The sequence below is a fragment of the Halomonas denitrificans genome (assembly GCF_003056305.1).
GTDB classification, from domain to species: Bacteria; Pseudomonadota; Gammaproteobacteria; order Pseudomonadales; family Halomonadaceae; genus Halomonas; species Halomonas denitrificans.
On sequence record NZ_PYVX01000001.1, the window covers coordinates 226,373 to 248,356 of the forward strand.

17 protein-coding genes are annotated in these 21,984 nt (G+C 69.3%); 3 read left to right on the plus strand and 14 right to left on the minus strand.

Annotated features, from left to right (window positions below; all coding sequences use genetic code 11):
- Nucleotides 1-33: 33 nt before the first annotated feature.
- The 8 genes from C9F13_RS01050 to osmF all read right to left on the minus strand — a co-directional run bounded on the left by C9F13_RS01050 (nt 34) and on the right by osmF (nt 9,892).
- Nucleotides 34-1,881 carry a protein kinase domain-containing protein gene (locus tag C9F13_RS01050; RefSeq protein WP_108444396.1) on the minus strand — a complete coding sequence of 616 codons (1,848 nt, stop codon included), beginning with the start codon at nt 1,879-1,881 and terminating at the stop codon, nt 34-36.
- A 166-nt stretch (nt 1,882-2,047) separates the two neighbouring features.
- Nucleotides 2,048-3,703 carry a dihydrolipoyllysine-residue acetyltransferase gene (locus C9F13_RS01055; protein ID WP_108444397.1) on the minus strand — a complete coding sequence of 552 codons (1,656 nt, stop codon included), beginning with the start codon at nt 3,701-3,703 and terminating at the stop codon, nt 2,048-2,050.
- Nucleotides 3,704-3,731: 28 nt separating this feature from the next.
- Nucleotides 3,732-4,709 (minus strand): alpha-ketoacid dehydrogenase subunit beta, encoded by a 978-nt coding sequence (locus tag C9F13_RS01060; RefSeq protein ID WP_108444398.1) that lies wholly within the window; start codon nt 4,707-4,709, stop codon nt 3,732-3,734.
- 1 nt (nt 4,710) lies between these two features.
- Complete coding sequence (locus tag C9F13_RS01065; protein WP_211310880.1) at nt 4,711-5,928, minus strand: thiamine pyrophosphate-dependent dehydrogenase E1 component subunit alpha; 1,218 nt, start codon at nt 5,926-5,928, stop codon at nt 4,711-4,713.
- A 213-nt stretch (nt 5,929-6,141) separates the two neighbouring features.
- Nucleotides 6,142-6,870, minus strand: coding sequence for an ABC transporter permease (locus C9F13_RS01070; protein WP_108444400.1), 729 nt, complete (start codon nt 6,868-6,870; stop codon nt 6,142-6,144).
- Complete coding sequence (locus tag C9F13_RS01075) at nt 6,863-7,807, minus strand: ABC transporter ATP-binding protein (protein ID WP_108444401.1); 945 nt, start codon at nt 7,805-7,807, stop codon at nt 6,863-6,865. Before C9F13_RS01075 ends, C9F13_RS01070 begins: the two co-directional genes overlap by 8 nt.
- Nucleotides 7,804-8,970: an ABC transporter permease gene (locus C9F13_RS01080; protein ID WP_108444402.1), complete on the minus strand. Its 1,167-nt coding sequence runs from the start codon at nt 8,968-8,970 to the stop codon at nt 7,804-7,806. Before C9F13_RS01080 ends, C9F13_RS01075 begins: the two co-directional genes overlap by 4 nt.
- A 7-nt stretch (nt 8,971-8,977) precedes the next feature.
- On the minus strand, nt 8,978-9,892 hold the full coding sequence (gene osmF / locus C9F13_RS01085) for a glycine betaine ABC transporter substrate-binding protein OsmF (RefSeq protein ID WP_108445302.1): 915 nt from the start codon (nt 9,890-9,892) through the stop codon (nt 8,978-8,980).
- Nucleotides 9,893-9,983: 91 nt separating this feature from the next.
- Between osmF and C9F13_RS01090 the strand changes: the two genes are divergently transcribed.
- Nucleotides 9,984-10,979, plus strand: coding sequence for a DUF1853 family protein (locus C9F13_RS01090; RefSeq protein WP_108444403.1), 996 nt, complete (start codon nt 9,984-9,986; stop codon nt 10,977-10,979).
- A gap of 82 nt (nt 10,980-11,061) precedes the next feature.
- Here the strand turns inward: C9F13_RS01090 and cysS are convergent, their stop codons facing one another.
- Both cysS and C9F13_RS01100 read right to left on the minus strand, forming a co-directional pair.
- Nucleotides 11,062-12,504, minus strand: a complete 1,443-nt coding sequence (gene cysS / locus C9F13_RS01095; protein ID WP_211310905.1) for a cysteine--tRNA ligase — start codon at nt 12,502-12,504, stop codon at nt 11,062-11,064.
- A gap of 14 nt (nt 12,505-12,518) precedes the next feature.
- Nucleotides 12,519-14,228: a glutamine--tRNA ligase/YqeY domain fusion protein gene (locus C9F13_RS01100; protein ID WP_108444404.1), complete on the minus strand. Its 1,710-nt coding sequence runs from the start codon at nt 14,226-14,228 to the stop codon at nt 12,519-12,521.
- Nucleotides 14,229-14,405: 177 nt separating this feature from the next.
- Between C9F13_RS01100 and C9F13_RS01105 the strand changes: the two genes are divergently transcribed.
- The gene (locus tag C9F13_RS01105; protein ID WP_108444405.1) at nt 14,406-14,912 is read left to right on the plus strand and encodes a peptidylprolyl isomerase; all 507 of its coding nucleotides are present in this window, start codon (nt 14,406-14,408) and stop codon (nt 14,910-14,912) included.
- Between the two features lie 108 nt (nt 14,913-15,020).
- A complete protein-coding gene (locus tag C9F13_RS01110) occupies nt 15,021-15,782 on the plus strand; it encodes a UDP-2,3-diacylglucosamine diphosphatase (RefSeq protein WP_108444406.1) in 762 nt (253 codons plus the stop codon).
- A gap of 22 nt (nt 15,783-15,804) precedes the next feature.
- On the opposite strand, the gene C9F13_RS01115 is transcribed toward C9F13_RS01110, so the two are convergent.
- The 4 genes from C9F13_RS01115 to lon all read right to left on the minus strand — a co-directional run bounded on the left by C9F13_RS01115 (nt 15,805) and on the right by lon (nt 21,854).
- Nucleotides 15,805-16,836, minus strand: a complete 1,032-nt coding sequence (locus C9F13_RS01115; protein ID WP_108444407.1) for a CobW family GTP-binding protein — start codon at nt 16,834-16,836, stop codon at nt 15,805-15,807.
- Nucleotides 16,837-17,007: 171 nt separating this feature from the next.
- Complete coding sequence (locus C9F13_RS01120) at nt 17,008-18,831, minus strand: SurA N-terminal domain-containing protein (RefSeq protein WP_108444408.1); 1,824 nt, start codon at nt 18,829-18,831, stop codon at nt 17,008-17,010.
- A gap of 163 nt (nt 18,832-18,994) precedes the next feature.
- On the minus strand, nt 18,995-19,267 hold the full coding sequence (locus C9F13_RS01125; protein WP_089850121.1) for an HU family DNA-binding protein: 273 nt from the start codon (nt 19,265-19,267) through the stop codon (nt 18,995-18,997).
- A 178-nt stretch (nt 19,268-19,445) separates the two neighbouring features.
- Nucleotides 19,446-21,854, minus strand: a complete 2,409-nt coding sequence (gene lon, locus C9F13_RS01130) for an endopeptidase La (RefSeq protein ID WP_108444409.1) — start codon at nt 21,852-21,854, stop codon at nt 19,446-19,448.
- Nucleotides 21,855-21,984: the final 130 nt, after the last annotated feature.

The following is a 21,984-nucleotide window of genomic DNA, read 5'->3' on the forward strand; positions in this document are numbered from 1 at the left end:
CCTGTGCGACGAGAAACCCGGCGAGCGAATACCCTACTCGCTTTCGCGCGTCGCCGACAGTTCCGCCGCCTGGCGGGGGTTGCGCGGATAGAAGCGCTCGGGCTGGCGTTCGATATGGGCGAAGAAGCGGGTGTCCTTGTAGGGCATCTTCATGAAGCCCGAGACCCCGAGCCCCTCGATCAGCCCCACCGCATCGAGGATGTCCTCGAGCCGGCGGCGAAACTCCACCTCCCGGGAGGGGTCCAGCAGGCGGTAGTGGCTATGGATCTTCAGGTGCTCGGGCAGCGCCTCGAAGATGATCATGCCGGTGTGGTGGATCTCGTTGAGCGCCTCCAGCGAGGTGATGATCGCCTCGGGCAGCACCAGGAACTCCTCGGGGTCCGGGCCATCCTCGAAGTAGCTGTGCAGGCGCGAGCGGTCCTCGAGCTCCGGCACCGCGCTGACCTCGTAGTGCAGCCGCATGCCGGGGGTGAGCACGAAGGGGCGATCGACGCTCTCCCGCTCCAGGTGCAGGGTGTCGCGGGCATTGAACAGGCAGCTCTTGAAGATCCCGCGGCGATGGATCGCCCGGGCGAGGGTCACCATGTTGTTGACCGCGGCGATGAAGGCCGGCTTGAGGCCGGGGTCGTGGAGGTTGAGCGAGGTGTCGATGTAGACGCCCTCGGCCTCCCAGCGCACCGCCAGCCCGCCGACCACCGGGTAGCGGCCGAGCCGGCTGACCGCGGCCAGGAAGGCCTTCTCGGTCTCGCCCATGTTCTGCATGAAGTTCTTGTAGTAGCGATCGAGCTGGACGTCGTTGACGTCGTTGAGCGTCTCGCGACCGCCCTCCTCGCGCAGGAAGGACTTGCGCGAGCTGTAGACCACGGTGTCGATCTCGCGCCCGGCGGGCCGGCTCCAGACCGGCACCAGCGGCGCCTCCTGGGGCGTGGGCAGGTCGAGCATCACCAACCGCCCCAGGCGCGGCATCTCGCGGATGAAGTGATCGCCGGCGCGCCGGCGTGTCTGCGGGTCGGGATCGAGCATGCCGTCGAGCATGCGCGCGAACTCCCGGGGCAGGCCGAGCGAGGTGGCGGGGATGGCCCGGTGGCCGAAGCGGCAGGACTGGGCCGAGGCCAGCGCATAGAGGGTCGCCGCCGCGCCCTGCTCGTCGAAGCGCGGCGAGGAGAGCGCGCCGTTGAGCTGCTCCTCGCCGATGAAATAGACGTCGCCCAGGCGGGCGTTGGTCTGTTGCAGGTTGTCCGACATCAGCTCCATGACGTTGGTCGCCACGAACTGCTGGTTGGCATCGAGCTGGGCGAACACCGAGGAGCCCCAGTCGATCAGCGCGATGGTCTCGTGTTGCGCGTCGAAGACCAGGTTGGAGGGCTTGATGTCGCCGTGCACCACCGGCTTGCCGGCGGGCCCGCTCTCCCGGCGCAGGGCGCGCAGGATATCGGCCAGCTGGTCGGCGATGCGCACCACCAGGCGCGGCGAGAGCCGCCCCCGCTGCAGCGAGACCTCCTCGAGGTTGTAGCCCGGCGCCCGCTGCATCACCAGGATCGACTGGCGGCGGACCCGCTGGAAGACGATCAGCTTCGGTACCCGCGGGTGGTCGACCTGCTCCAGCATGAAGGCCTCCTCCTCGAGGCGGTCCTGCAGGCGCTGGGGCAGGTTGACCCGGGTGAACTTGAAGACGTACTCCTCGCCCACCCCGGTGAAGCCGGCGAACACGAAGCCGTAGGCGCCCTTGCCGATCAGCTCGATGCCCCGGTAGCCCAGCTGCTCGAGCTGGGCCTGGCACAGCGACACCCACGCCTTGAGCTTGCGGGCGTCGTCGTGGCTGAGCAGGTAGATCGACTGCTCTTCCGGGATGTAGAACTGCTGCAGGGACGCCTGCGTCATGACATGGGACTCCTTGCACAACCCAGTGGATCAGATCCCGTCGGCAAGTCTTCGCGAGGGCGCTGTGAACCCATCCCTGGGCGCTACCTTTGCCATCCTTGGCAAAGGACCCTCGCTTCGCCTTGCCCCCGGTATCCGGCATGGCGAGGAGCCGTGAAAGGCGCGCTTATCCAAGGTGCAGGAGCATCGTCTCCGGGGCTTCGAGATAGCCCTTCCAGGCGTTGCAGAAGCGGGCGATGGTGCCGCCGTCGATCAGCCGGTGATCCCCCGCCCAGGTGACGGTCATGATCGCCCGCTTGACGACGTTGTCGTCGGCGTCGAAGCGCGGCAGCCACTGGGTCTTGCCGATGGCGACGATCGCCACCTCCGGGGCGTTGATGATCGGCGCCGCGTAGGTACCGCCCAGCGCGCCGATGTTGGAGATGCTGATCGTTCCCTCCTGCAGGTCCGCGGAGGCCACCCGGCCCTCGCGGGCATCCTGGGTGAGGCGCTGGATCTCGCCGGCGATCTCCAGCAGGCTCAGCCGCTCCACGCCCTTGACGTTGGGCACCATCAGGCCCGCCTTGCCGTCCACGGCCATGCCGATGTTGCACGAGGGCAGGTAGTGGATCTCGTCGCCCGCCTCGTTGAGCCGGCTGTTGAGGATCGGGAAGTCGCGGATCGACAGCGCCATCGCCTTCATGAAGAAGGGCATCAGCGTCAGGCGCGCGTCCCGGGCCTGGGCCTCGGGCTTCAGGCGCTCGCGCAGCGCCAGAAGCTCCGTGACGTCGAGCTCCTCGCCGTACTGGAAGTGCGGGATCGTGGAGGCCGAGGCGACCATCTTGCGGGCCATGGCGGCGCGGATGCCGCGCATCGGCTCCACGCGCACCTCGCCCGGGGCGCTCGCGGGCGCGGATGCCCGGGCCGGCTCGGCGGGGCTTTCCGCGGCGGCCGGGGCTTCTGCGCCGGCAGTCCCGCCGCGGGCCAGGTAGGCCTGGACGTCCTCCTTCAGCACCCGGCCCTGCTTGCCGGAGCCCGGCACCTCGCCCAGGCGCAGCCCGTGCTCGCGCAGCAGGCGGCGCACCGCCGGGCTCGCCGGGATTCGCCCGTGGGGCCCCTGCCCGCTCGTCTCGCGGGCCACCGTGCCAGACGACGCTTCCGTCGCGGCCGCCTGCGGGGCTGGCTGGCTCGAGGCGGCGGGCGCGGACGCCTCGCGTTCGGCCGTCTCGGGCTCCCCTTCCGGCTCGGCGTCGGCCGGCGCATAGGCGAACAGCGGCGCGTGCACCTTGGCGATCTCGCCCTTGGCGACGTGGAGCCGGGTCACCTGCCCCGCCTCCGGAGCGGTGATCTCCATCATGGCCTTGTCGGTCATCACGTCGACGACCGGCTGGTCCTCCTCGAGCATGTCGCCTTCGGCGATGCGCCACTCCACGACCTCGCACTCGACGATGCCCTCGCCGAGGTCCGGCAGGATGAAGTCCTTGGCGGCGGCCGTCGCGGCCTTGGCCGGGCGAGCGCCCGCCTCTGCAGCGGAGGGCGAGGGCTCGTCGGCCCGGGGCTCGGATTCTCGTGCCTCGGACGCCGGGGCCGAGGCACCGGCCTCGCCGCTCTCGGCCTCGTAGGCGAACAGCGGCGCGTGCACCTTGGCGATCTCGCCCTTGGGCACGTGGAGCCGGGTCACCCGCCCTGCCTCCGGGGCGGTGATCTCGACCAGCGCCTTGTCGGTCATCACCTCGACCACCGGCTGGTCCTCCTCGATGACGTCACCCTCCTGGATGCGCCACTCCACTACCTCGCACTCCACGATACCTTCGCCGATATCGGGCAGCTTGAACTCTGTCATCTTGTCTCTCCTGTCCTGGATCCGGTCGTCAGAAATTCACGCTTTCGCGGATGGCCTCGACGATCTTCAGGTGGTCCGGCAGGTACTCCTTCTCCAGGGTCAGCGGGAAGGGGGTATCCAGGCCGGTCACCCGGGCGATGGGCGATTCCAGGTACAGGAAGCAGCGCTCCTGGATGGCCGCGGCGATCTCGCCGGCGAAGCCCCCGGTGCGCGGTGCCTCGTGGGTGATGACCAGCCGGCCGGTCTTCAACACCGACTCGGCCACGGTCTCCTGATCCCAGGGCAGGAGGCTCCTCAGGTCGATCACCTCGCAGGAGATGCCGTCCTTCTCGGCGAGCTCCACGGCACGCTCGATCACCTCCATCTGGGCGCCCCAGCCTACCAGGGTCACGTCGCTGCCCTCCTTAGTCACCTCGGCCTCGCCGATGGGCAGCTGGTAGTCCTCCTCCGGCACCTCGCCCACGGCGGCGCGATAGAGCCGCTTGGGCTCGAAGAAGAGGACCGGGTCCGGGTCGCGGATGGCGGCCAGCAGCAGTCCCTTGGCCTGGTAGGGATCGCGGGGCACCACGATCTTGAGGCCGGGGGTGTGCGCGAAGTAGGCCTCCGGCGACTGGGAGTGGTAGAGCCCGCCGGAGATGCCGCCGCCGTAGGGGGCGCGGATGGTCAGGCCGCCGACGTTGAAAAGATCGCCGGAGCGGTAGCGGAACTTGGCGGTCTCGTTGACGATCTGGTCGAAGGCCGGAAAGATGTAGTCGGCGAACTGGATCTCGGCGACCGGCACCGAACCCTGGGCGGCCAGGCCGTTGGCGAAGCCGATGATGCCCTGCTCCACCAGCGGCGTGTTGAAGCAGCGCGCGCGGCCGTACTTCTCCTGCAGGTGGCTGGTGGCGCGGAAGACGCCGCCGAAGCTGCCCACGTCCTCGCCGAAGCAGAGCACCTTGTCGTCCTCGCCCATGGCGATGTCCAGGGCGTTGTTGATGGCCTGCAGCATGTTCATGGTCGGCATCTCACTTCTCTCCCTTGGCCGCGGTGGCATCGGCTTGCACGTCCGGGTCCAGGGCACGCGCCCCCTTGGGGTAGGCCTCCGGGTACTGGCGGATGTGGCGCTTGAGCGCATCGAGCTGTCGCTGCAGTTCCGGGGTGACGTCGGCGTAGACATCGGTCACAAGACTGTCCAGCGGCGGCGGCGGACGCTTCTCGGCCCGCTTCATGGTCTCCAGGACCTCGCGGCGCAGGCTCTCCTGGAGCGCCTTCTCCTCGTCGTCGCTCCACCAGCCCAGGTCGCCCAGCCAGCGCTGCATGCGCAGGATGGGATCCTTCTCGCGCCAGGCCTCCTCTTCCTTCTTGGAGCGATAGCCGGAGGGGTCGTCCGAGGAGGAGTGGGCGGCCAGGCGATAGCTCATGGCCTCGATCAGCACCGGCTGGTTGTGCTCCACGGCGATCCGGCGCGCCTCGCGGGTGGCCGCGTAGACCGCCAGGATGTCGTTGCCGTCGACGCGGATCACGTGCATGCGATAGCCGAAGGCCCGTGGTGCCACGCCGTCGGCGGCGAACTGCTCGATGGAGGGGGTGGAGATCGCATAGCCGTTGTTGCGGCAGAAGAAGATCACCGGCACCTCGTGGACCGCCGCCATGTTCAGGGCGGCATGGAAGTCGCCCTCGGAGGCCGCCCCCTCGCCGAAGAACACCGTGGTGCACTGGCCGTCGCCGGCGAGCTTCTGGCCGTAGGCGTAGCCGGTGGCCTGGGGGATCTGGGTCGCCAGCGGCGACGAGATGGTCATGTAGTGCAGCTTGCGCGACCCGTAGTGGATCGGCATCTGGCGGCCCTTGCCGTAGTCGAGCTCGTTGCCGAACAGCTGGTTCATGAACTCGTCGAAGGTGAAGCCGCGATAGATCAGGGCGCCCTGCTCACGGTACTGCGCCATGATCATGTCGGCGTCGTCCAGCGCCGCCGTGGCGCCGATCACCGCGGCCTCCTCGCCGGTGCACTGCATGTAGAAGGAGAGGCGTCCCTGGCGCTGGGCGGCGAGCATCCGCTCGTCGAGCACCCGGGTGGCGACCATGGCGCGGTAGATGGCCAGCGCCTGCTCCTGGTCGAGCTCGGGCGCCTTCGCCCCCTCGTGGAGGGTGCCGTCCTGCTGGAGCAGCCGGAAGGTCGGAATGCTGAACTCGTCACCGGCCAGGAAGGTCGGCTCGTGGATGTCCGCTGTTGTTGTCATCGTCATGATCCTGTGCCCCTTTTGGGGGCAGTGTTGTCTTTAATGTTCCGCTCCGCCAGGGGGTCGCCCCGGGGCCGGTCAACGCAACAGGATTGACGTTAACGTAAACTGTTCTTCTTGGGTAGTCCCCCATCGCACGAGGGAACGCCGCGTGCTGCATGCGTGCGAGCAGCACTCAGGAGAGAGTTGGACGTAGCACGAAGCGCGGGCGCGAGGCGCTCAGCGCCCGCCGGGGGACGGCAGGCGGCTGAACAGGCTGTCGACGCTGATCGCCAGCAGCCCGATCAGCAGCGCCCCCTGGATCACGTAGGCGGTGTTGCCATTGACGATGCCCGAGATGATCGGATCGCCCAGGTTGCTCGCCCCCACGGTGGCGCCGATCGCCGCGGTGGCGATGCTGATGGTCACCGAGGTGCGGATGCCGGCAAGGATCACCGGGGCGGCCAGGGGCAGCTCCACCTGGCGAAGGATCTGGCCGCTGCTCATGCCCATGCCGCGCGCCGCCTCGCGCACCGAGGGGTCGATGCCGAGGATGCCCGCCAGGGTGTTGCGCACGATGGGCAGCAGCCCGTAGAGCAGCAGCGCCACGATGATCGGCAGGGTGCCGAAGCCGAGCACCGGCACGGCCAGCGCCAGCACCGCCACCGGCGGGAAGGTCTGCCCCATGGAGGCCAGTTGGCTGACCAGCGGCAGGAAGTCGCGGCCCCGCGGGCGGGTCACGGCGATGGCGGCGCCGACCCCGATCAGGACGGCCAGCACCGCCGCCACCCCCACCACGGTGAGGTGGCGCCCGAGCAGGGTCAGGAAGTCGGCCCGGGCGTAGATCACCTGGCGGCTGTCGGGCTCGAGGAGGCGAAAGAGCCCCTCCAGCTGCCCCATGCCCAGGGTGGCGGCCAGCAGCAGCGCCACCCAGCCCAGTGGCACGGCGAGTCGTCGAGCCTCAGTCATCGCTGCGCGCTCCTACCAGGCGGCGCAGGGAGAGTTCGCCCACCGGCAGGTCGTCGTCGTCGACCACGGTGAGCCGCTCGGCATGGCGCCACAGCATCAGCGACAGCGCCTCGCGCAGGCTGGCCTGCTGGCCGATCCGCTCGCGCGCCAGCAGACGCGGCCCCAGCGGCAGCATGCGCTGGCTGACCGGCAGCAGCGCCGCCTCCTTCAGGCCGCGATCCTCGCCGCCCAGCAGCGACTCGACGAAGGCGTCGGCCGGCTCGCGCAGGAGCTCGAGCGGCCGGCCCTGCTGCTTGATCCGCCCCTGGTGCATCACCACCAGGTGGTCGGCCAGGCGCAACGCCTCGTCCATGTCGTGGGTGACGAAGACGATGGTCTTCTCGAGCCGCCCCTGCAGCGCGCGCAGCTCCTCCTGCAGGCCCTCCCGGGTCAGCGGGTCCAGGGCGCCGAAGGGCTCGTCCATCAGCAGGATATCGGGATCCGCCGCCAGCGCCCGGGCGACGCCCACCCGCTGGGCCTGGCCGCCAGAGAGCTGGTGGGGGTACTTGTCGGCGAACTCTGCCATGGAGAGCCCGAGCAGGCCCATCAGCTCCTCGACCCGCGCCCTGACCCTGGCGGCCGGCCACTTGAGCAGGCGCGGCACCAGGCCGATGTTGCGGGCCACCGTCCAGTGCGGGAAGAGCCCGGTGCTCTGGATGGCGTAGCCCATGCGCCGGCGCAGGTGCTCCTCGCGGAAGTCGCGAATCTGCTGGCCGTCGATATGGATCTCGCCCTCGCTGTGCTCGATCAGGCGGTTGATCATGCGCAGCGTGGTCGACTTGCCGCAGCCCGAGGTGCCGACCAGCACACAGAGCTCACCCCGCGCCACGCTCAGCGAGATGTCGTCCACCGCGACGGCATCGCCGAAGCGCTTGGTGACGTGGATCAGATCGATCATGCGGCCCCTCCCGGGCGTAGCGTATCGGTCAGGGCCCCGAGCAGGGCGTCGGCGACCAGCGCCAGGGCCAGGATGGGCAACGCGCCCAGCAGCACCAGGTCCATGGCGGCCTGGCCGAGCCCCTGGAAGATGAAGGTGCCGAGGCCGCCGGCGCCGATCAGCGCGGCCACCGCGGTCAACCCGATGGCCTGCACCGTGGTGATGCGCACCCCCTCGAGGATCACCGGCAGCGCCAGCGGCAGGCGCACCTGGCGAAACACCTGGCCGCGGCTCATGCCCATGCCGCGGGCGGCATCGATGACGCCGGGATCCACCGCCTCCAGCGCCACGAAGGTGTTGCGCACCATCGGCAGCAGGCTGTAGCCCACCAGCGCCAGCAGCGCCGGGGCGGCGCCGATGCCGCTCACCCCCAGCGCCGCCAGCCAGTCGACGTGGGCCGAGAGCCAGGCGAGCGGGGCTAGCAACAGGCCGAAGAGCGCGATGCTGGGGATGGTCTGCAGGACGTTGAGCATGCCGAAGCCGATCCGCTGGGCGGCCTGCCAGCGGCGCATGGCGAGCGCCGCGGCCACCCCGAGCACGAGGCTTGCGCCGACCGCCGCGCCGACCAGCGCCAGGTGCTCGAGGACGGCGCCCAGGAACTGGTCGCGGCGCCCCTGGAACTCCTGCCACAGCGCCAGGGGCGCGAGCCACCGGCTGAGACAGAGCCCGAGCACGGCCAGCGGCAGCGCCAGCAGAGCGACGCCCGCCAGGCGCGACAGTGCCAGGCGACCGCGCAGCTCCACCAGCAGCATCAGCAGCAGGAAGAGCAGCAGCCAGACGCCGGCGCCGACGCCCAGGCGCGCCCCGGCCGCGCCGGGATCGACCAGGCGATGCGCCGCCAGGGAGAGCCAGAGCGGCAAGGCGGCCAGCATCAGCACGGTGAGCCCCAGGGCGAGGAGCAGCGCCGCCGGCGTCGGCCGCCGGGAGAGCGCCGCCAGCGCCAGCAGCGGCAGCGCCGAGACCAGGGCGCCGGCCCAGCCGAGCGATGCTGCCAGGCCATGGGCGGTGCCGGGCACGATGCGGTTGGGCGCCACGCTCACCGTGTCGAGGGTCAGCCAGACCAGCAGGCCGACCAGCGACAGGCTCAGCAGCACGACATTGTGGCGGGGACGTTCGGCGGGCAAGGTCGCCTCAGTCGCCCAGGGTATCGAGGAACTCGGCGGCCACGGCAGCCGGGGGGCGCCCGTTCACCGCCACGTCGCCGTTGAGGCGCTGCAGGGTCTCCTTGTCCAGCGCCCGGAAGACCGGGTCGAGCAGCTCGGCGATCTCGGGGTGCTGGTCGAGGACCGCCTCGCGGACCACAGGCGCCGGCTGATAGACCGGCTGCACGCCAAGGGTGTCGTCCATGACCACCAGGTCCAGGGCCTGCAGGCCGCCGTCGGTACCGTAGGTCATGGCCGCATTGACGCCGCTGGTCTGCTGGGCGGCGGCGCGCATGGTCGCCGCGGTGTTGCCGCCGGAGAGGATCAACAGCTCCTCCTCGTCGAGCTCGAAGCCATAGGCCGACTGGAAGGCCGGCAGCGCCTGGGGCGACTCCACGAACTCGGCGCTCGCCGCCAGCTTGAAGTCGCCGCCGTCGGCGAGGTAGTCCGCCAGGTCCTCGAGGCTCTCGAGGCCGTGCTCGCGGGCCAGCTCGCCGCGCACGCTGATCGCCCAGGTGTTGTTGGCCTCGGCGGGCGTCAGCCAGACGAGATCGTTCGCCTCGGCGTCACGCTCGCGCACGGTGTCATAGGCCTTGGCGGCGTCGTTCCACACCGGGCTGTCGGTCATGTCGAAGAAGAAGGCGCCGTTGCCGGTGTACTCGGGGTAGAGATCGATCTCGCCGGCCAGCAGCGCCTCGCGCACGATGCTGGTGCCGCCGAGCTGCAGGCGATCCTCGACCTCGATGCCGCCCTCCTCCAGTCGCTGCAGGATCAGCTGGCCGAGCACCGAGCCTTCGGTATCGATCTTGGAGGCCACCACCACGGGCTCCTGCGCCTGGGCCGTGGAGATGGCAATCAGCGACGCGGCCGCCAGGGAGACGCAGCGAGACAGGGGACGAATCATCATGTTCACCGGGTTCCTTATGAATGTATCCTGAGTATAAGGCCTGTATAGCTTCAATGTCAGACACGGGCATCAACGTCGGACCCTCAGCATGCCGCTCACCGCCTCGGCGCAACGCCTCCTCGATCACTGCCGCCACCCGCTGGTCCGCGACCTCGGCTGGATCCTGTTCGCGCCTTGCCTCGTCGCGCTGCCGGGCGTCCCGCGCCCGACCCGCGCCGAGCTGGGCCTCGCCGATGACGACCGGCTGGCGGCCTGGCTGCGGGAACACGAACGCGCGCCGGGCCGCCTCGAGGCGCACCTCGCCCCCACCCTGCGCGGGCGGATGGGGCTCTATCACGAGCGACTCTGGCAGTTCCTGCTCGAGGAGGCGCCGGCCACGCGACTGCTGGCCCACAACCTGCGCATCCACCAGGGCAAGCGCACCCTGGGCGAGCTGGACCTGCTCTACGCCCGGCGCGATGACCCTCGCCCGGTGCACCTGGAGGTGGCGATCAAGTTCTACCTGGGCCTCGACGAGGGGCCCGGCGCGCCGGACAGCCAGGCGCGCTGGATCGGCCCGGGCGGGGCCGACAGCCTGCTCGCCAAGCGCGACCACCTCTTTCATCACCAGCTCTGCCTCACGCGCACCCCGGAGGCCATCGAGGCGCTGCAGCCGCTGCTGTCATCCGCCCAACCGGCAGAGCCGCCCTCCTCGGGCAGCGTACCGGCCACGCCCGTGCGGCTGGCGATGCCGGGCGTGCTCTTCTACCCCTGGCACGCGCCCCTGCCAGCGCCGCGCGACGCCACCCCCGACCACCTGCGCGGCCGCTGGCTCTGCGCCCGGGACTGGCCCCGGCTGCGGGCCGGGCTGCCGCCGGGCACGCGCGGCGCCTGGCTGCACAAGCCGCACTGGCTCGCCCTGCCCCGCGGCGAGACGCTTGCGCCCCTGTCGATCCTGGACGGGCGGCTCAGGGCGCACTTCCAGGCCGGCGGCGCGCCGCTGCAGCTGGCGCTTGGTCACCCCGAGACCGGCGAGCGGCGCCTGATGCTGGTCCCAGACGACTGGCCACACCAGATCCCGTTGCCGCCCTCGCCGCCTCGCTGACCCTCCGCCCCGAAACGCGACGCGCCCGGCCCCTGCCGTGCAGGAACCGGGCGCGCGTTCACGGCTTCGGGGCGGGCCGCGGTCAGTCGCCGGGCGCCTCGAAGACCCAGGTGGTGCCCTCGCGGGAATCCTTGAGGATGATCCCAAGCGCGGCGAGCTCGTCGCGAATAGCGTCGGCGCGGGCGAAGTCCTTGGCCTTCTTGGCCGCGGCCCGCGCCTCGATCCGCGCCTGGATCTCGGCCTCGGCGAGCGGCAGGTCGGCGGCGCCGGCCTTGAGGAAGCTCGCCGGGTCCTGCTGCAGGAGCCCCAGCACCGCGCCCAGGCGCTTGAGCTCGGCGGCCAGCGCCGGGGCCCGCTCCGGCGCCTCCTTGCGGGCGCGGTTAACCTCGCGGGCCAGGTCGAAGAGCACCGAGAGCGCCTCGGGCGTGTTGAAGTCGTCGTCCATGGCGGCGGCGAAGCGCGCCGCGTGGCCGCCGTCGCTCGACGGCGCGAGCGTCTCCGCCGTCGACTCGTCGAGGGCGACGGCCTCCAGGGCCAGCCCTTCGAGCGCCAGCCCTTCGAGAGCGTTGTAGAAGCGCTCCAGCGACTTGCGGGCCTCGGCCAGCGACTCGGGGGCGTAGTTGATCGGGCTGCGGTAGTGGCTCGCCACCAGCAGGTAGCGAACCACCTCCGGGTCGTGGTGCTCGAGCACGTCGCGGATGGTGAAGAAGTTGCCCAGCGACTTGGACATCTTCTCCTGGTTCACCCGCACCGCCCCGGCGTGCATCCAGGTGTTGACGTAGCGCTGGCCGGTGGCGGCCTCGCTCTGGGCGATCTCGTTCTCGTGATGGGGGAACATCAGGTCCGGCCCGCCGCCATGGATGTCGAAGGTCTCGCCCAGGCAGCAGGTGGACATCGCCGAGCACTCGATGTGCCAGCCGGGACGTCCCTCGCCCCAGGGCGAGGGCCAGCTCGCCTCGCCGGGCTTGGCCGCCTTCCAGAGCACGAAGTCCAGCGGATCCTCCTTGTGCTCGTCCACCTCGATGCGGGCGCCGGAGCGCATCTCGTCGGGGTCACGGTTGCTCAGCGCCCCGTAGTGCTCGAAGCGGCGCACCCGGTAGTAGACGTCGCCGTTGTCGGCGGCGTAGGCGAAGCCCTTGTCGATCAGCGTCTCGATCATGGCGATGATCTCGCCGATGTGACCGGTGGCGCGAGGCTCCCGGTCCGGCGGCAGCACGGACAGGCGCGCCTCGTCCTCGTGCATGGCCGCGATCATGCGCTCGGTGAGCGCAGTAATGCTCTCGCCGTTCTCGTCGGCCCGCTTGAGGATCTTGTCGTCGATGTCGGTGACATTGCGCACATAGGTGACGTCGTAGCCCCGGGCGCGCAGGTAGCGGGTGATGACGTCGAAGGCCACCATCACCCGGGCGTGGCCCAGGTGGCAGTAGTCGTAGACCGTCATGCCGCAGACGTACATGCGCACCTTGCCGGGCACAAGCGGCGTGAGAGGCTCCTTGCGGCGTGTCAGCGTGTTGTAGATCTGCATCTCGGCGCTCATGCTCACCCCTTGTTGGCCTGTGCGGTCTTCTGGCTTTCCTGCTTCTTCACCTTGGCCCAGCCGTCCTTGAGGCCCACGGTGCGGTTGAACACCAGGGTGCCGTCTTGGCAGGCGTGGCGATCGGCGCAGAAGTAGCCCACCCGCTCGAACTGGAAGCGGCTCTCGGGCGTGGCCTCGGCGAGGCTCGGCTCGCCGATCGCCTGCACGGTGACCAGCGACTCGGGGTTGAGGTGGTCGAGGAAGTCGGCGTCCTTGTCCTTGTCGGGCTGCTCGACCTGGAAGAGGTTGTCGTAGAGGCGTACCTCCATGGGCACGCCGTGCGCGGCGCTGACCCAGTGAATCACGCCCTTGACCTTGCGCCCTTCCGGGTTCTTGCCGAGGGTGTCGAAGTCCACGGAGCAGCGCAGCTCCGCGATCTCGCCGGCGGCGTCCTTGATCACCTCGTCGCAGCGGATCACGTAGCTGTTGCGCAGGCGCACCTCCTTGCCCGGCGCCAGGCGGAAGAACTTCTTGGGCGGCTCCTCCATGAAGTCGTCGGCGTCGATATAGAGCTCCCGGGTGAACGGGATCTGGCGCACGCCCATGTCCTCGCGGGCCGGGTGGCCGGGCACCTCGTAGACCTCCTCGTGATCCTCGGCCACGTTGGTCAGCACCACCTTGAGCGGCTTGAGCACGGCCATGGCCCGCGGGGCGTTGTCCTCGAGGTCCGAGCGGATGGCGTGGTAGAGCATGGCGATGTCCACCAGGCCGCCGTCGGCGCGGGTCACGCCGATCATGTCGCAGAACTTGCGGATCGAGGCCGGGGTGTAGCCGCGACGGCGCATGCCGGAGATAGTCGGCAGGCGCGGGTCATCCCAGCCATCGACGATCTGCTCGTCCACCAGCAGCTTGAGCTTGCGCTTGGAGGTCAGGGTGTAGTTGAGGTTGAGCCGCGCGAACTCGATCTGGCGCGGGGTCACCGGCACCGGCAGGTTGTCGAGGAACCACTCGTAGAGCGGGCGGTGATCCTCGAACTCCAGTGTGCAGACGGAGTGGGTCACGCCCTCGAGGGCATCGGACTGCCCGTGGGTGAAGTCGTAGGAGGGGTAGATCTTCCACTTGTCGCCGGTCTGATGGTGGCTGGCGTGGCGGATACGGTAGAGGATCGGGTCGCGCAGGTTGATGTTGGGGGAGGCCATGTCGATCTTCGCCCGCAGCACCTTCTCGCCTTCGGCGAACTCGCCCACGCGCATGCGCTCGAGCAGGTCGAGGTTCTCGTCCGCGTCACGCTCGCGATAGGGGCTCGGCTTGCCCGGCTCGGTCAGGGTGCCGCGGTACTCGCGGATCTCGTCCGGGGAGAGGTCGTCGACGTAGGCCTTGCCCTCGCGCACCAGATGCTGGGCCCAGGCGTAGAGCTGGTCAAAGTAGTCCGAGGCGAAGCGCACCGGGCCCGCCCACTCGAAGCCCAGCCAGCTGACATCCTCCTTGATGGCGTCGATGTAGGCCTGCTCTTCCTTGGCCGGGTTGGTGTCGTCGAAGCGCAGATGACAGTCGCCACCGAAGTGCTCGGCAAGCCCGAAGTTCAGACAGATCGACTTGGCGTGGCCGATGTGCAGGAAGCCGTTGGGCTCCGGCGGGAAGCGCGTCACGATCTTCCCGGTCCGCCCGGCCTCGATCTCCTCGCGGATCTGGTTGCGGATGAAGTTCGGCGCGCTGGTAGTCTCGGTGGTCATGTCGGTGGGGCAACCTCTGGTTGAATCGCGGGCCTGGCTCGATGCGCCGCGCAGGACGTGACGGACACGCTCCCGCCTTCGCGCATCGAGGCAAAACGGCTATTATAGCGCCACGCCCATGGGCAGCGCCAAGGCGCATCCCCCATTGCTCCCTACATCGCACACAGGAACGGATCGATGATCGTACTGCAGACCAACTTCGGCGATATCACCATCGCCCTCAACCACGACCAGGCCCCGAAGACCGCCGCCAACTTCGAGCAGTACGTGCGCGACGGCTTCTACGATGGCACCCTCTTCCACCGCGTGATCCCGGGCTTCATGATCCAGGGCGGCGGCTTCGACAGCGACTTCAACCAGAAGCCGACCCGCGAGGCCATCGACAACGAGGCCGACAACGGCCTGAAGAACACCCGCGGCACCCTGGCCATGGCCCGCACCCAGGACCCGCACTCGGCGACCGCGCAGTTCTTCATCAACGTGGCCGACAACGACTTCCTCAACCACAGCGGCAAGAGCATCCAGGGCTGGGGCTACTGCGTGTTCGGCGAGGTCGTCGAGGGCATGGACGTGGTGGAGAAGATCAAGGAGGTGCCCACTACCCGTCGCGGCATGCACGCCGACGTGCCCGCCGAGGACGTGGTCATCCAGAAGGCCTACGTGAAGGACGACGCCGAGGCCTGAGCCTCGCCACGTTCGCTGCCACGCCCGCCGACCCTTGGCGGGCGTGATGCGTTTCGCCAACCGACACGCATCACCGACGCCCCCTTTCCCCTGCCAACCGGGCCGACCATGACCACCCTGCTGATCTCCGACCTGCACCTGCAGCCCGCCACCTCCGAACTCACCGACGGCTTCCTGCGCTGGCTCGACGAACGTGCCTCCGGCGCCGAGGCCCTCTATATCCTCGGCGACTTCTTCGAGGCGTGGATCGGCGACGACCTGCTTGACCTCGGCGCCGGCGACCCGACCGGCACCGCCGAGCTGGCCGCCCGCGTCGCCGCCGCGCTGAAGCGCCTCGCCGAGGGCGGCACTGCCGTCTACCTGATGCACGGCAACCGCGACTTCCTGCTCGGCGAGCGCTTCGCGACCGCCGCCGGCGCCCGCCTGCTGCCGGACCCCAGCGTGGTGACCCTGGGCGACCGGCCGGTGCTGCTGATGCACGGCGACAGCCTCTGCACCCGGGACGAGGCCTACATGGCCTTCCGCCGCCAGGCCCGGGACCCGCAGTGGCAGGCACAGATCCTCGCCATGCCGATCGCCGAGCGGCTCCAGCTCGCGAAACAGCTGCGCGACCAGTCCGGGGAGGCCAACTCCAACAAGGCCGAGGACATCATGGATGTCACCCCCGAGGAGGTGGTCGCGGCGCTGCGCGACCACGGGGTCGATACCCTGATCCATGGCCACACTCATCGCCCGGCGGCGCACGACCTCCAGGTCGACGGCACCCCGGCCAGGCGCCTGGTGCTGGGCGACTGGCAGCCGGACCAGGGCTGGGAGATCGTCGTCGAGGACGGCACCGAGCCACGACTTCAGGCGTTCCCGCTCGCCTGACGCGCGCCGCGGGGCGGACGCTTCACCCCCTGGCCCGGCACGCCTCGAGCATGACTTCCAGCGCTTCGGGGTCCGGCAGCCGCCCCGCCTCGCCGATCAGCTCCAGGCGGGAGTCGCGCCGCCAGGCGGTATCGCCGAGGCTGACCACGCCCTCGGCCCGGTTGTAGAGCCGCCAGCCCTCGGTGGTATGCAGCACGCCCTTCACCCGGAGACCGGCGGGCAGCTCGCCGAGGCGCGCCGCGAGGCGATCCAGGTCGAAGCGCTCCGCGGCGTGCCAGCGCCAGCCCAGGCTCGCGTGCCCGAGCGACGCCCCCTCCTCGCGGACCGGCCGACCGGGGGCCGGCTCACGCTCGATCGCGGCCGGCGCTGCCGGCGGGTGGCGCGCCTCGTCCCGCGCCGCCCGATGCGGCGCCGGGGCGGATCCCCCGCCGCCATCGGCGTGGCGCCCGCCCGCCGCCAGCAGCGCGAGCGGCAGGTCGCCATGGGGCGCCTCGCGAATCCAGCGCTTCGCCGGCCAGAGCGCGCCGAGCCACTCCCTCGCCGCCTGGACCTGTTCGGGTGTGGCCAGGTCGGTCATGGTCAGCGCCACGCCGTCGGCCATGACCAGCTGATCGCGAAAGGTCTCGTGCGACCGGGCGCGCGGATCATCCAGCCGGCGCGGGTCGAGCAGCGCGATCACGTCGTGCACCGCCAGCGCCTCGCCCAGCCCCTCGCCGCGCAGCATCTCAATGAGGCCGGCCGGATGGCCGAGCCCCGAGGGCTCGATGATCAGCCGGTCCGGGCGATGGCGATGCAGCAGGTTCACCAGCGAGGCCTGAAGCACGAAGGCCAGCTGGCAGCAAAGGCAGCCCCCGGGCAGCCCCTTGACCACCAGGTCGTCACGCGCCTCGAACATCGCCTGGTCGATGCCCACCCGGCCGAACTCGTTGATCACCACGGCCCAGCGCTCGTCGTCGGGCTTCTGGTCGATCAGGCGCCGGATCAGCGAACTCTTGCCGCTGCCCAGAAAACCGGTGATCAGGTGGACGGGAATGGCGGAGAGGGGTGCGGGCATGGTAACTCCAGGCGGGCATGGCGGTATTGTTACAACATAACATTTTAGGTTCGGGCCGGCACCCGCTCGAGGGTAAGCCCTCCGCCCCTCTTCGCCCCATCAAAAAACCCCTGCGGGCGTGAGCCCGCAGGGATCGTCGTGGTCGCGCGACGCAGCATCCGCGCCGATCGCTCAGAGCCGCTCGATGTTCGCCTTCTCGCGAAGGTCCTCGAGCAGGCCCTGGATGGCGGCCTGGGCCCGCAGGCGCTCGGCCATGTTGGCGACGAAGGCCTCCATCTGGGCGTTGGGCTCGCCGTCCTGGACGCGCTCCAGGGCGATCAGCACCACGCGCTCGCCGTCCACGGCGTGGCCGTAGACCGGCTGCTCGCCCTCGGGGTGCGGCAGGCGGAAGGCAGCCTGCACCAGCGCCTCGGAGAGCGTGCTGCCGGTCTGGCGGCTGACCGACTCGGCCTGCTGCCAGTCGATGTCGAGCGTCTCGCCCGCCCGCAGGCTCTCGACGCGCTGGGCCGCGAGCTCGACCAGCGCCTCGCGGGTCTTGGCCTCGAGCACGGCGGCCTCGACCTGGCCGCGCACCTCGGAGAGCGGCAGCGTGGTGGCCTCGCGATGCTCGGCCACGCGCAGCACCAGGCGGCGATCCTCGTCGAGCTCGATCACCTCGCTGTTGTAGCCGTTCTCCAGCACGTCATCGCTGAAGGCCTGCGCCATCACGCCGGGCTCGGAGAGCACGCCCTCGTCGACATCGCGACCGACCCAGTCGCTCTGCTGCAGGGTCAGGCCCAGGTCATCGGCCACGCTTGCCAGGTCGTCGGCGGCGAAGCTGTCATCGATCAGGCGCTGGGCACGCTCGTTGAAGGCGTCGTCGACCTGCTCGAGGGCCAGCTCGGCGCGCAGCGCCTCGCGGCGCTCCTCGAAGGCGGGGCGATCGAGCTCGGTGACCTTGATCAGGTGCAGGCCGTTGTCGGTCTCGACGATCCCGGAGACCTCTCCCTCGCCGAGGGCGAAGGCGGCGTCCTCGAAGGCCTCGCCGAAGAAACCGCGGGAGATGACGCCGAGATCCCCGCCGGCATCGCTGGTCGAGGTGTCGTCGGAGACCTCGGCGGCCAGCTCGGCGAACGCCTCGCCCTCGGCGAGACGCGCCTGGACCTGCTCGAGACGCGCCCGGGCCTCCTCGCGGCTGCCGTCGTCGTCGCCGACGGCGACCATGATGTGCGAGATGCGACGGTCGGCCTCGGCCGCCCCGGCCTCCCAGGCCTCGCGCAGCGCCTCCTCGCTCACCTCGGCCTCGTCGGCCATCTGCTGGCGATCGAGCACCACGTAGTTGACCTGCACCTGCTCGGGGCGGCGGAAGTCGTCCCGGTGGGCGTCGTAGTAGGCCTGGAGGTCCTGCTCGGTGATCTCGGGCGTGGCCGCGAGGTCGTCCGGCGTCAGGGCGTGGTGGCGGAAGCTGCGGGTCTGGCGCTGCAGTTCGGCGAGGCGCTCCCGCTCCTCCTCCAGGGTGAAGGTGCTGACGGCCAGGCCCTGCTGCACCTGCTGGCGCTTGAGATCGACGGCGAGCTGCCGGCGGAAGGACAGCGGCGTGAAGCCGGCGCTGGCCAGGCGATTGCGGAACAGCTCGCGGTCGAAGCGCCCCTGGGCGTCCTGGAACTCCGGCAGGGTGACGATCAGCTGATCGAGCTGCTGCTCGGAGACGTAGAGGCCTCCCTCCTCGGCGTACTGGGTCAGCAGCCGCTCGGTGATCAGCATGTCGAGCATCTCGGCGCGCAGGGCGCGCTCCTGGTCCGGCGGCACCTGGCCGCTGCGGATGGCGCGCTGCACCTCGATCTCGAGCTGCTGGCGGGTGATCGGCTCATCGTTGACCTGGGCGACCTCATCGCCGCTGTTGCCCAGCAGCCCGACCAGCGATTCCACGCCGAACAGCGCCATGGTGACGACCACGGCACCGATGATGATCTTGGCGCCCCAGCTCCTGGAGCGGTCACGAATACTTTGCAGCATGCAGGCCTCTGCGGATCAAATGAGTCGGGTCGCGCACATTATACGCATCGCCTCGCGCCTCGCGACGCGCGGTGTCGATGCCCATGAACGCGAACAGGCGCACCGCCGGGGCGATGCGCCTGTTGAAGAAACCACCGTCAATGCTACGGCAGGCGCCGTTGCCTCAGTTGACGGAGTCCTTGAGCGCCTTGCCGGCCTTGAAGCTCGGCACCTTGGCAGCGCTGATCTCGATCGGCTGGCCGGTCTGCGGGTTACGGCCAGTGCGAGCGGCACGCTCCTTGACGGTGAAGGTACCAAACCCCACCAGGGACACGCTGTCACCCTTCTTCAGGCTCTCTGACACGGTGTCGACCATGGCATCCAGTGCACGGGATGCGGCTGCCTTGGGAATGTCGGCAGACGCGGCAATGGCTTCGATCAGCTCGGATTTGTTCACACTTCACCCCTTGACTATTTCGTAAATTGGCTCTAATCGGCGAGACTTTTGGCTGACTGACGCGATCACAGCATGGCGATAGTTTATAGCAATGCGGCGAAAGCTCTGTCAAGCAACCTTAGCAGCCAAACCCCGCCATACCGGGCTTTTCACTCCGGCATGGCAAGGAAAATTACCGTTAGTGCGTACTGATCATCGACGATTTGGAGGAGGAGTCTTCCGCAGTGGAACCCTCCTTTTTCGGCCCAGGCTTCTCGGCCAGGGCCACCTCCAGCACGTCATCAATCCAGCTAACCGGCCGAATATCGAGGGCTTCCTTGATATTGTCCGGGACCTCCTTGAGGTCGCGGCGGTTCTCCTCCGGTATTAGCACCGTCTTTATACCACCGCGCCTGGCGGCCAGCAATTTCTCCTTGAGTCCGCCGATCGGCATCACCTCGCCGCGCAGGTTGACCTCGCCGGTCATGGCCACGTCGCAGCGAACCGGACGCCCGGTGTAGGCCGAGACCATCGCCGTGACCATGGCGATGCCGGCGCTGGGACCGTCCTTGGGCGTGGCGCCCTCGGGGACGTGGATGTGCAGGTCCTCCTTCTCGAAGCGCTCGGGGTCGATGCCGAGCGCCAGGGCGCGAGCCCGCACCACGGTCTGGGCGGCGCTCACCGACTCCTTCATCACGTCGCCCAGCGAGCCGGTCTTGTCCAGGCGGCCCTTGCCGGGGGTGATCACCGACTCGATGCTGAGCAGCTCGCCGCCCACCGAGGTCCAGGCCAGGCCGGTCACGCGACCCACCTGATCCTGCTGGTCGGCCAGGCCGTAGCTGTAGCGCCTCACCCCGGCATAGGGCTCGACATCGGCGGCGCAGAGCCGCTGCGGCGCCTGGGCGCCCTCCTTGCTCTCCTTCTCGATGCGCTCGCGCAGCACCTTGCGGCACACCTTGGCGATCTGGCGCTCGAGTTCCCGCACCCCGGCCTCGCGGCTGTAGTAGCGGATCAGCTCGAGCAGCGCATCGTCGGTGAAGCTGAGCTCGTCGTCCTTGAAGCCGTTGGCCTTGAGCTGCTTGGGCACCAGGTAGCGCTTGGCGATGGCCAGCTTCTCGTCCTCGGTGTAGCCCGGCAGCCGGATCACCTCCATGCGGTCGAGCAGCGGCCCGGGGATGTTCATCGAGTTGGCGGTGCAGATGAACAGCGTCTCCGAGAGGTCGTAGTCCAGCTCCAGGTAGTGGTCGCTGAAGGTATCGTTCTGCTCCGGGTCGAGCACCTCGAGCAGCGCCGAGGAGGGATCGCCACGGTGATCCATGCCGATCTTGTCGACCTCGTCGAGCAGGAACAGCGGGTTCTTGACCCCCGCCTTGCTCATGCGCTGGATCATCTTGCCGGGCAGCGAGCCGATGTAGGTGCGACGGTGGCCGCGGATCTCTGACTCGTCACGCACCCCGCCGAGCGCCAGGCGCACGTACTTGCGGTTGGTGGCACGGGCGATGGACTGCCCGAGCGAGGTCTTGCCCACCCCGGGCGGCCCCACCAGGCAGAGCACCGGCCCCTTGAGCTTCTTGACCCGCTTGTGCACCGCGAGGTACTCGAGGATGCGCGCCTTGACCTCCTCGAGGCCGTAGTGATCCTCGTCAAGCACCTTCTGGGCATGCACCAGGTCGTGCTTGATACGGGTACGCTTCTTCCAGGGCACCGCCACGAGCCAGTCGAGGTAGGAGCGCACCACCGTGGCCTCGGCGGAGTTCGGCGACATCATCTTGAGCTTGCCCAGCTCCTGGAGGGCCTTCTCGCGGGCCTCCTTGGGCATGCCGGACTCCTCGATGGCCTGCTCGTACTTCTCGGCCTCGTTGGGCACGTTCTCGAGCTCGCCCATCTCCTTCTGGATGGCCTTCATCTGCTCGTTGAGATAGTACTCGCGCTGGGACTTCTCCATCTGGTCCTTGACCCGCGAGCGGATGCGCTTCTCCACCTGCAGCAGGTCGATCTCGGACTCGATCAGCGCCATCAGATGCTCGATGCGGTCGCGCACCCGGTCCATCTCCAGCAGCTGCTGCTTGTCGTCGATCTTCAACGACAGGTGGGCGCAGATGGTATCCACCAGGCGGCTCGGGTCCTCGATGCCGGAGAGCGAGTTGAGCACCTCATTGGGCACCTTCTTCGACATCTTGACGTACTGCTCGAACTGGTTGAGCAGCACGCGCACCAGCGACTCCTGCTCGCGCTCGGAGAGCGGCTCGCTCTCGCGCAGGCTCACCTCGGCGCGGCTGTAGCCGCCGTCGACGGCGACGATCTCGCGGATGTCGGCCCGCGACTCGCCCTCGATCAGCACCTTGACGGTGCCGTCGGGGAGCTTGAGCAGCTGCATGATCTCGGCGACGGTGCCGATGGCGAACATGTCCTCGCTATCGGGATCGTCCTTGCTGGCCTCGCGCTGGGCCACCAGCAGGACGCGCTTGTCGGCCTCCATGGCGGCCTCCAGCGCCTGGATCGACTTCTCGCGGCCGACGAACAGCGGGATGACCATCTGCGGGTAGACGACCACGTCCCGCAGCGGCAAAAGGGGCAGACTCAGGGTCTGTTCGGCGTTCTGCTGCATCGCAGACGTTCCTCACACGAAATCGGATGGATACTCAGGGAGTGGGGGCGAAGCGGCGGCATTGCAAGGCAATGGCGGGCGACCACACACAAGAAGGGGAGCGACCCTCCCCCGGCGTGCCCTTCGGGCA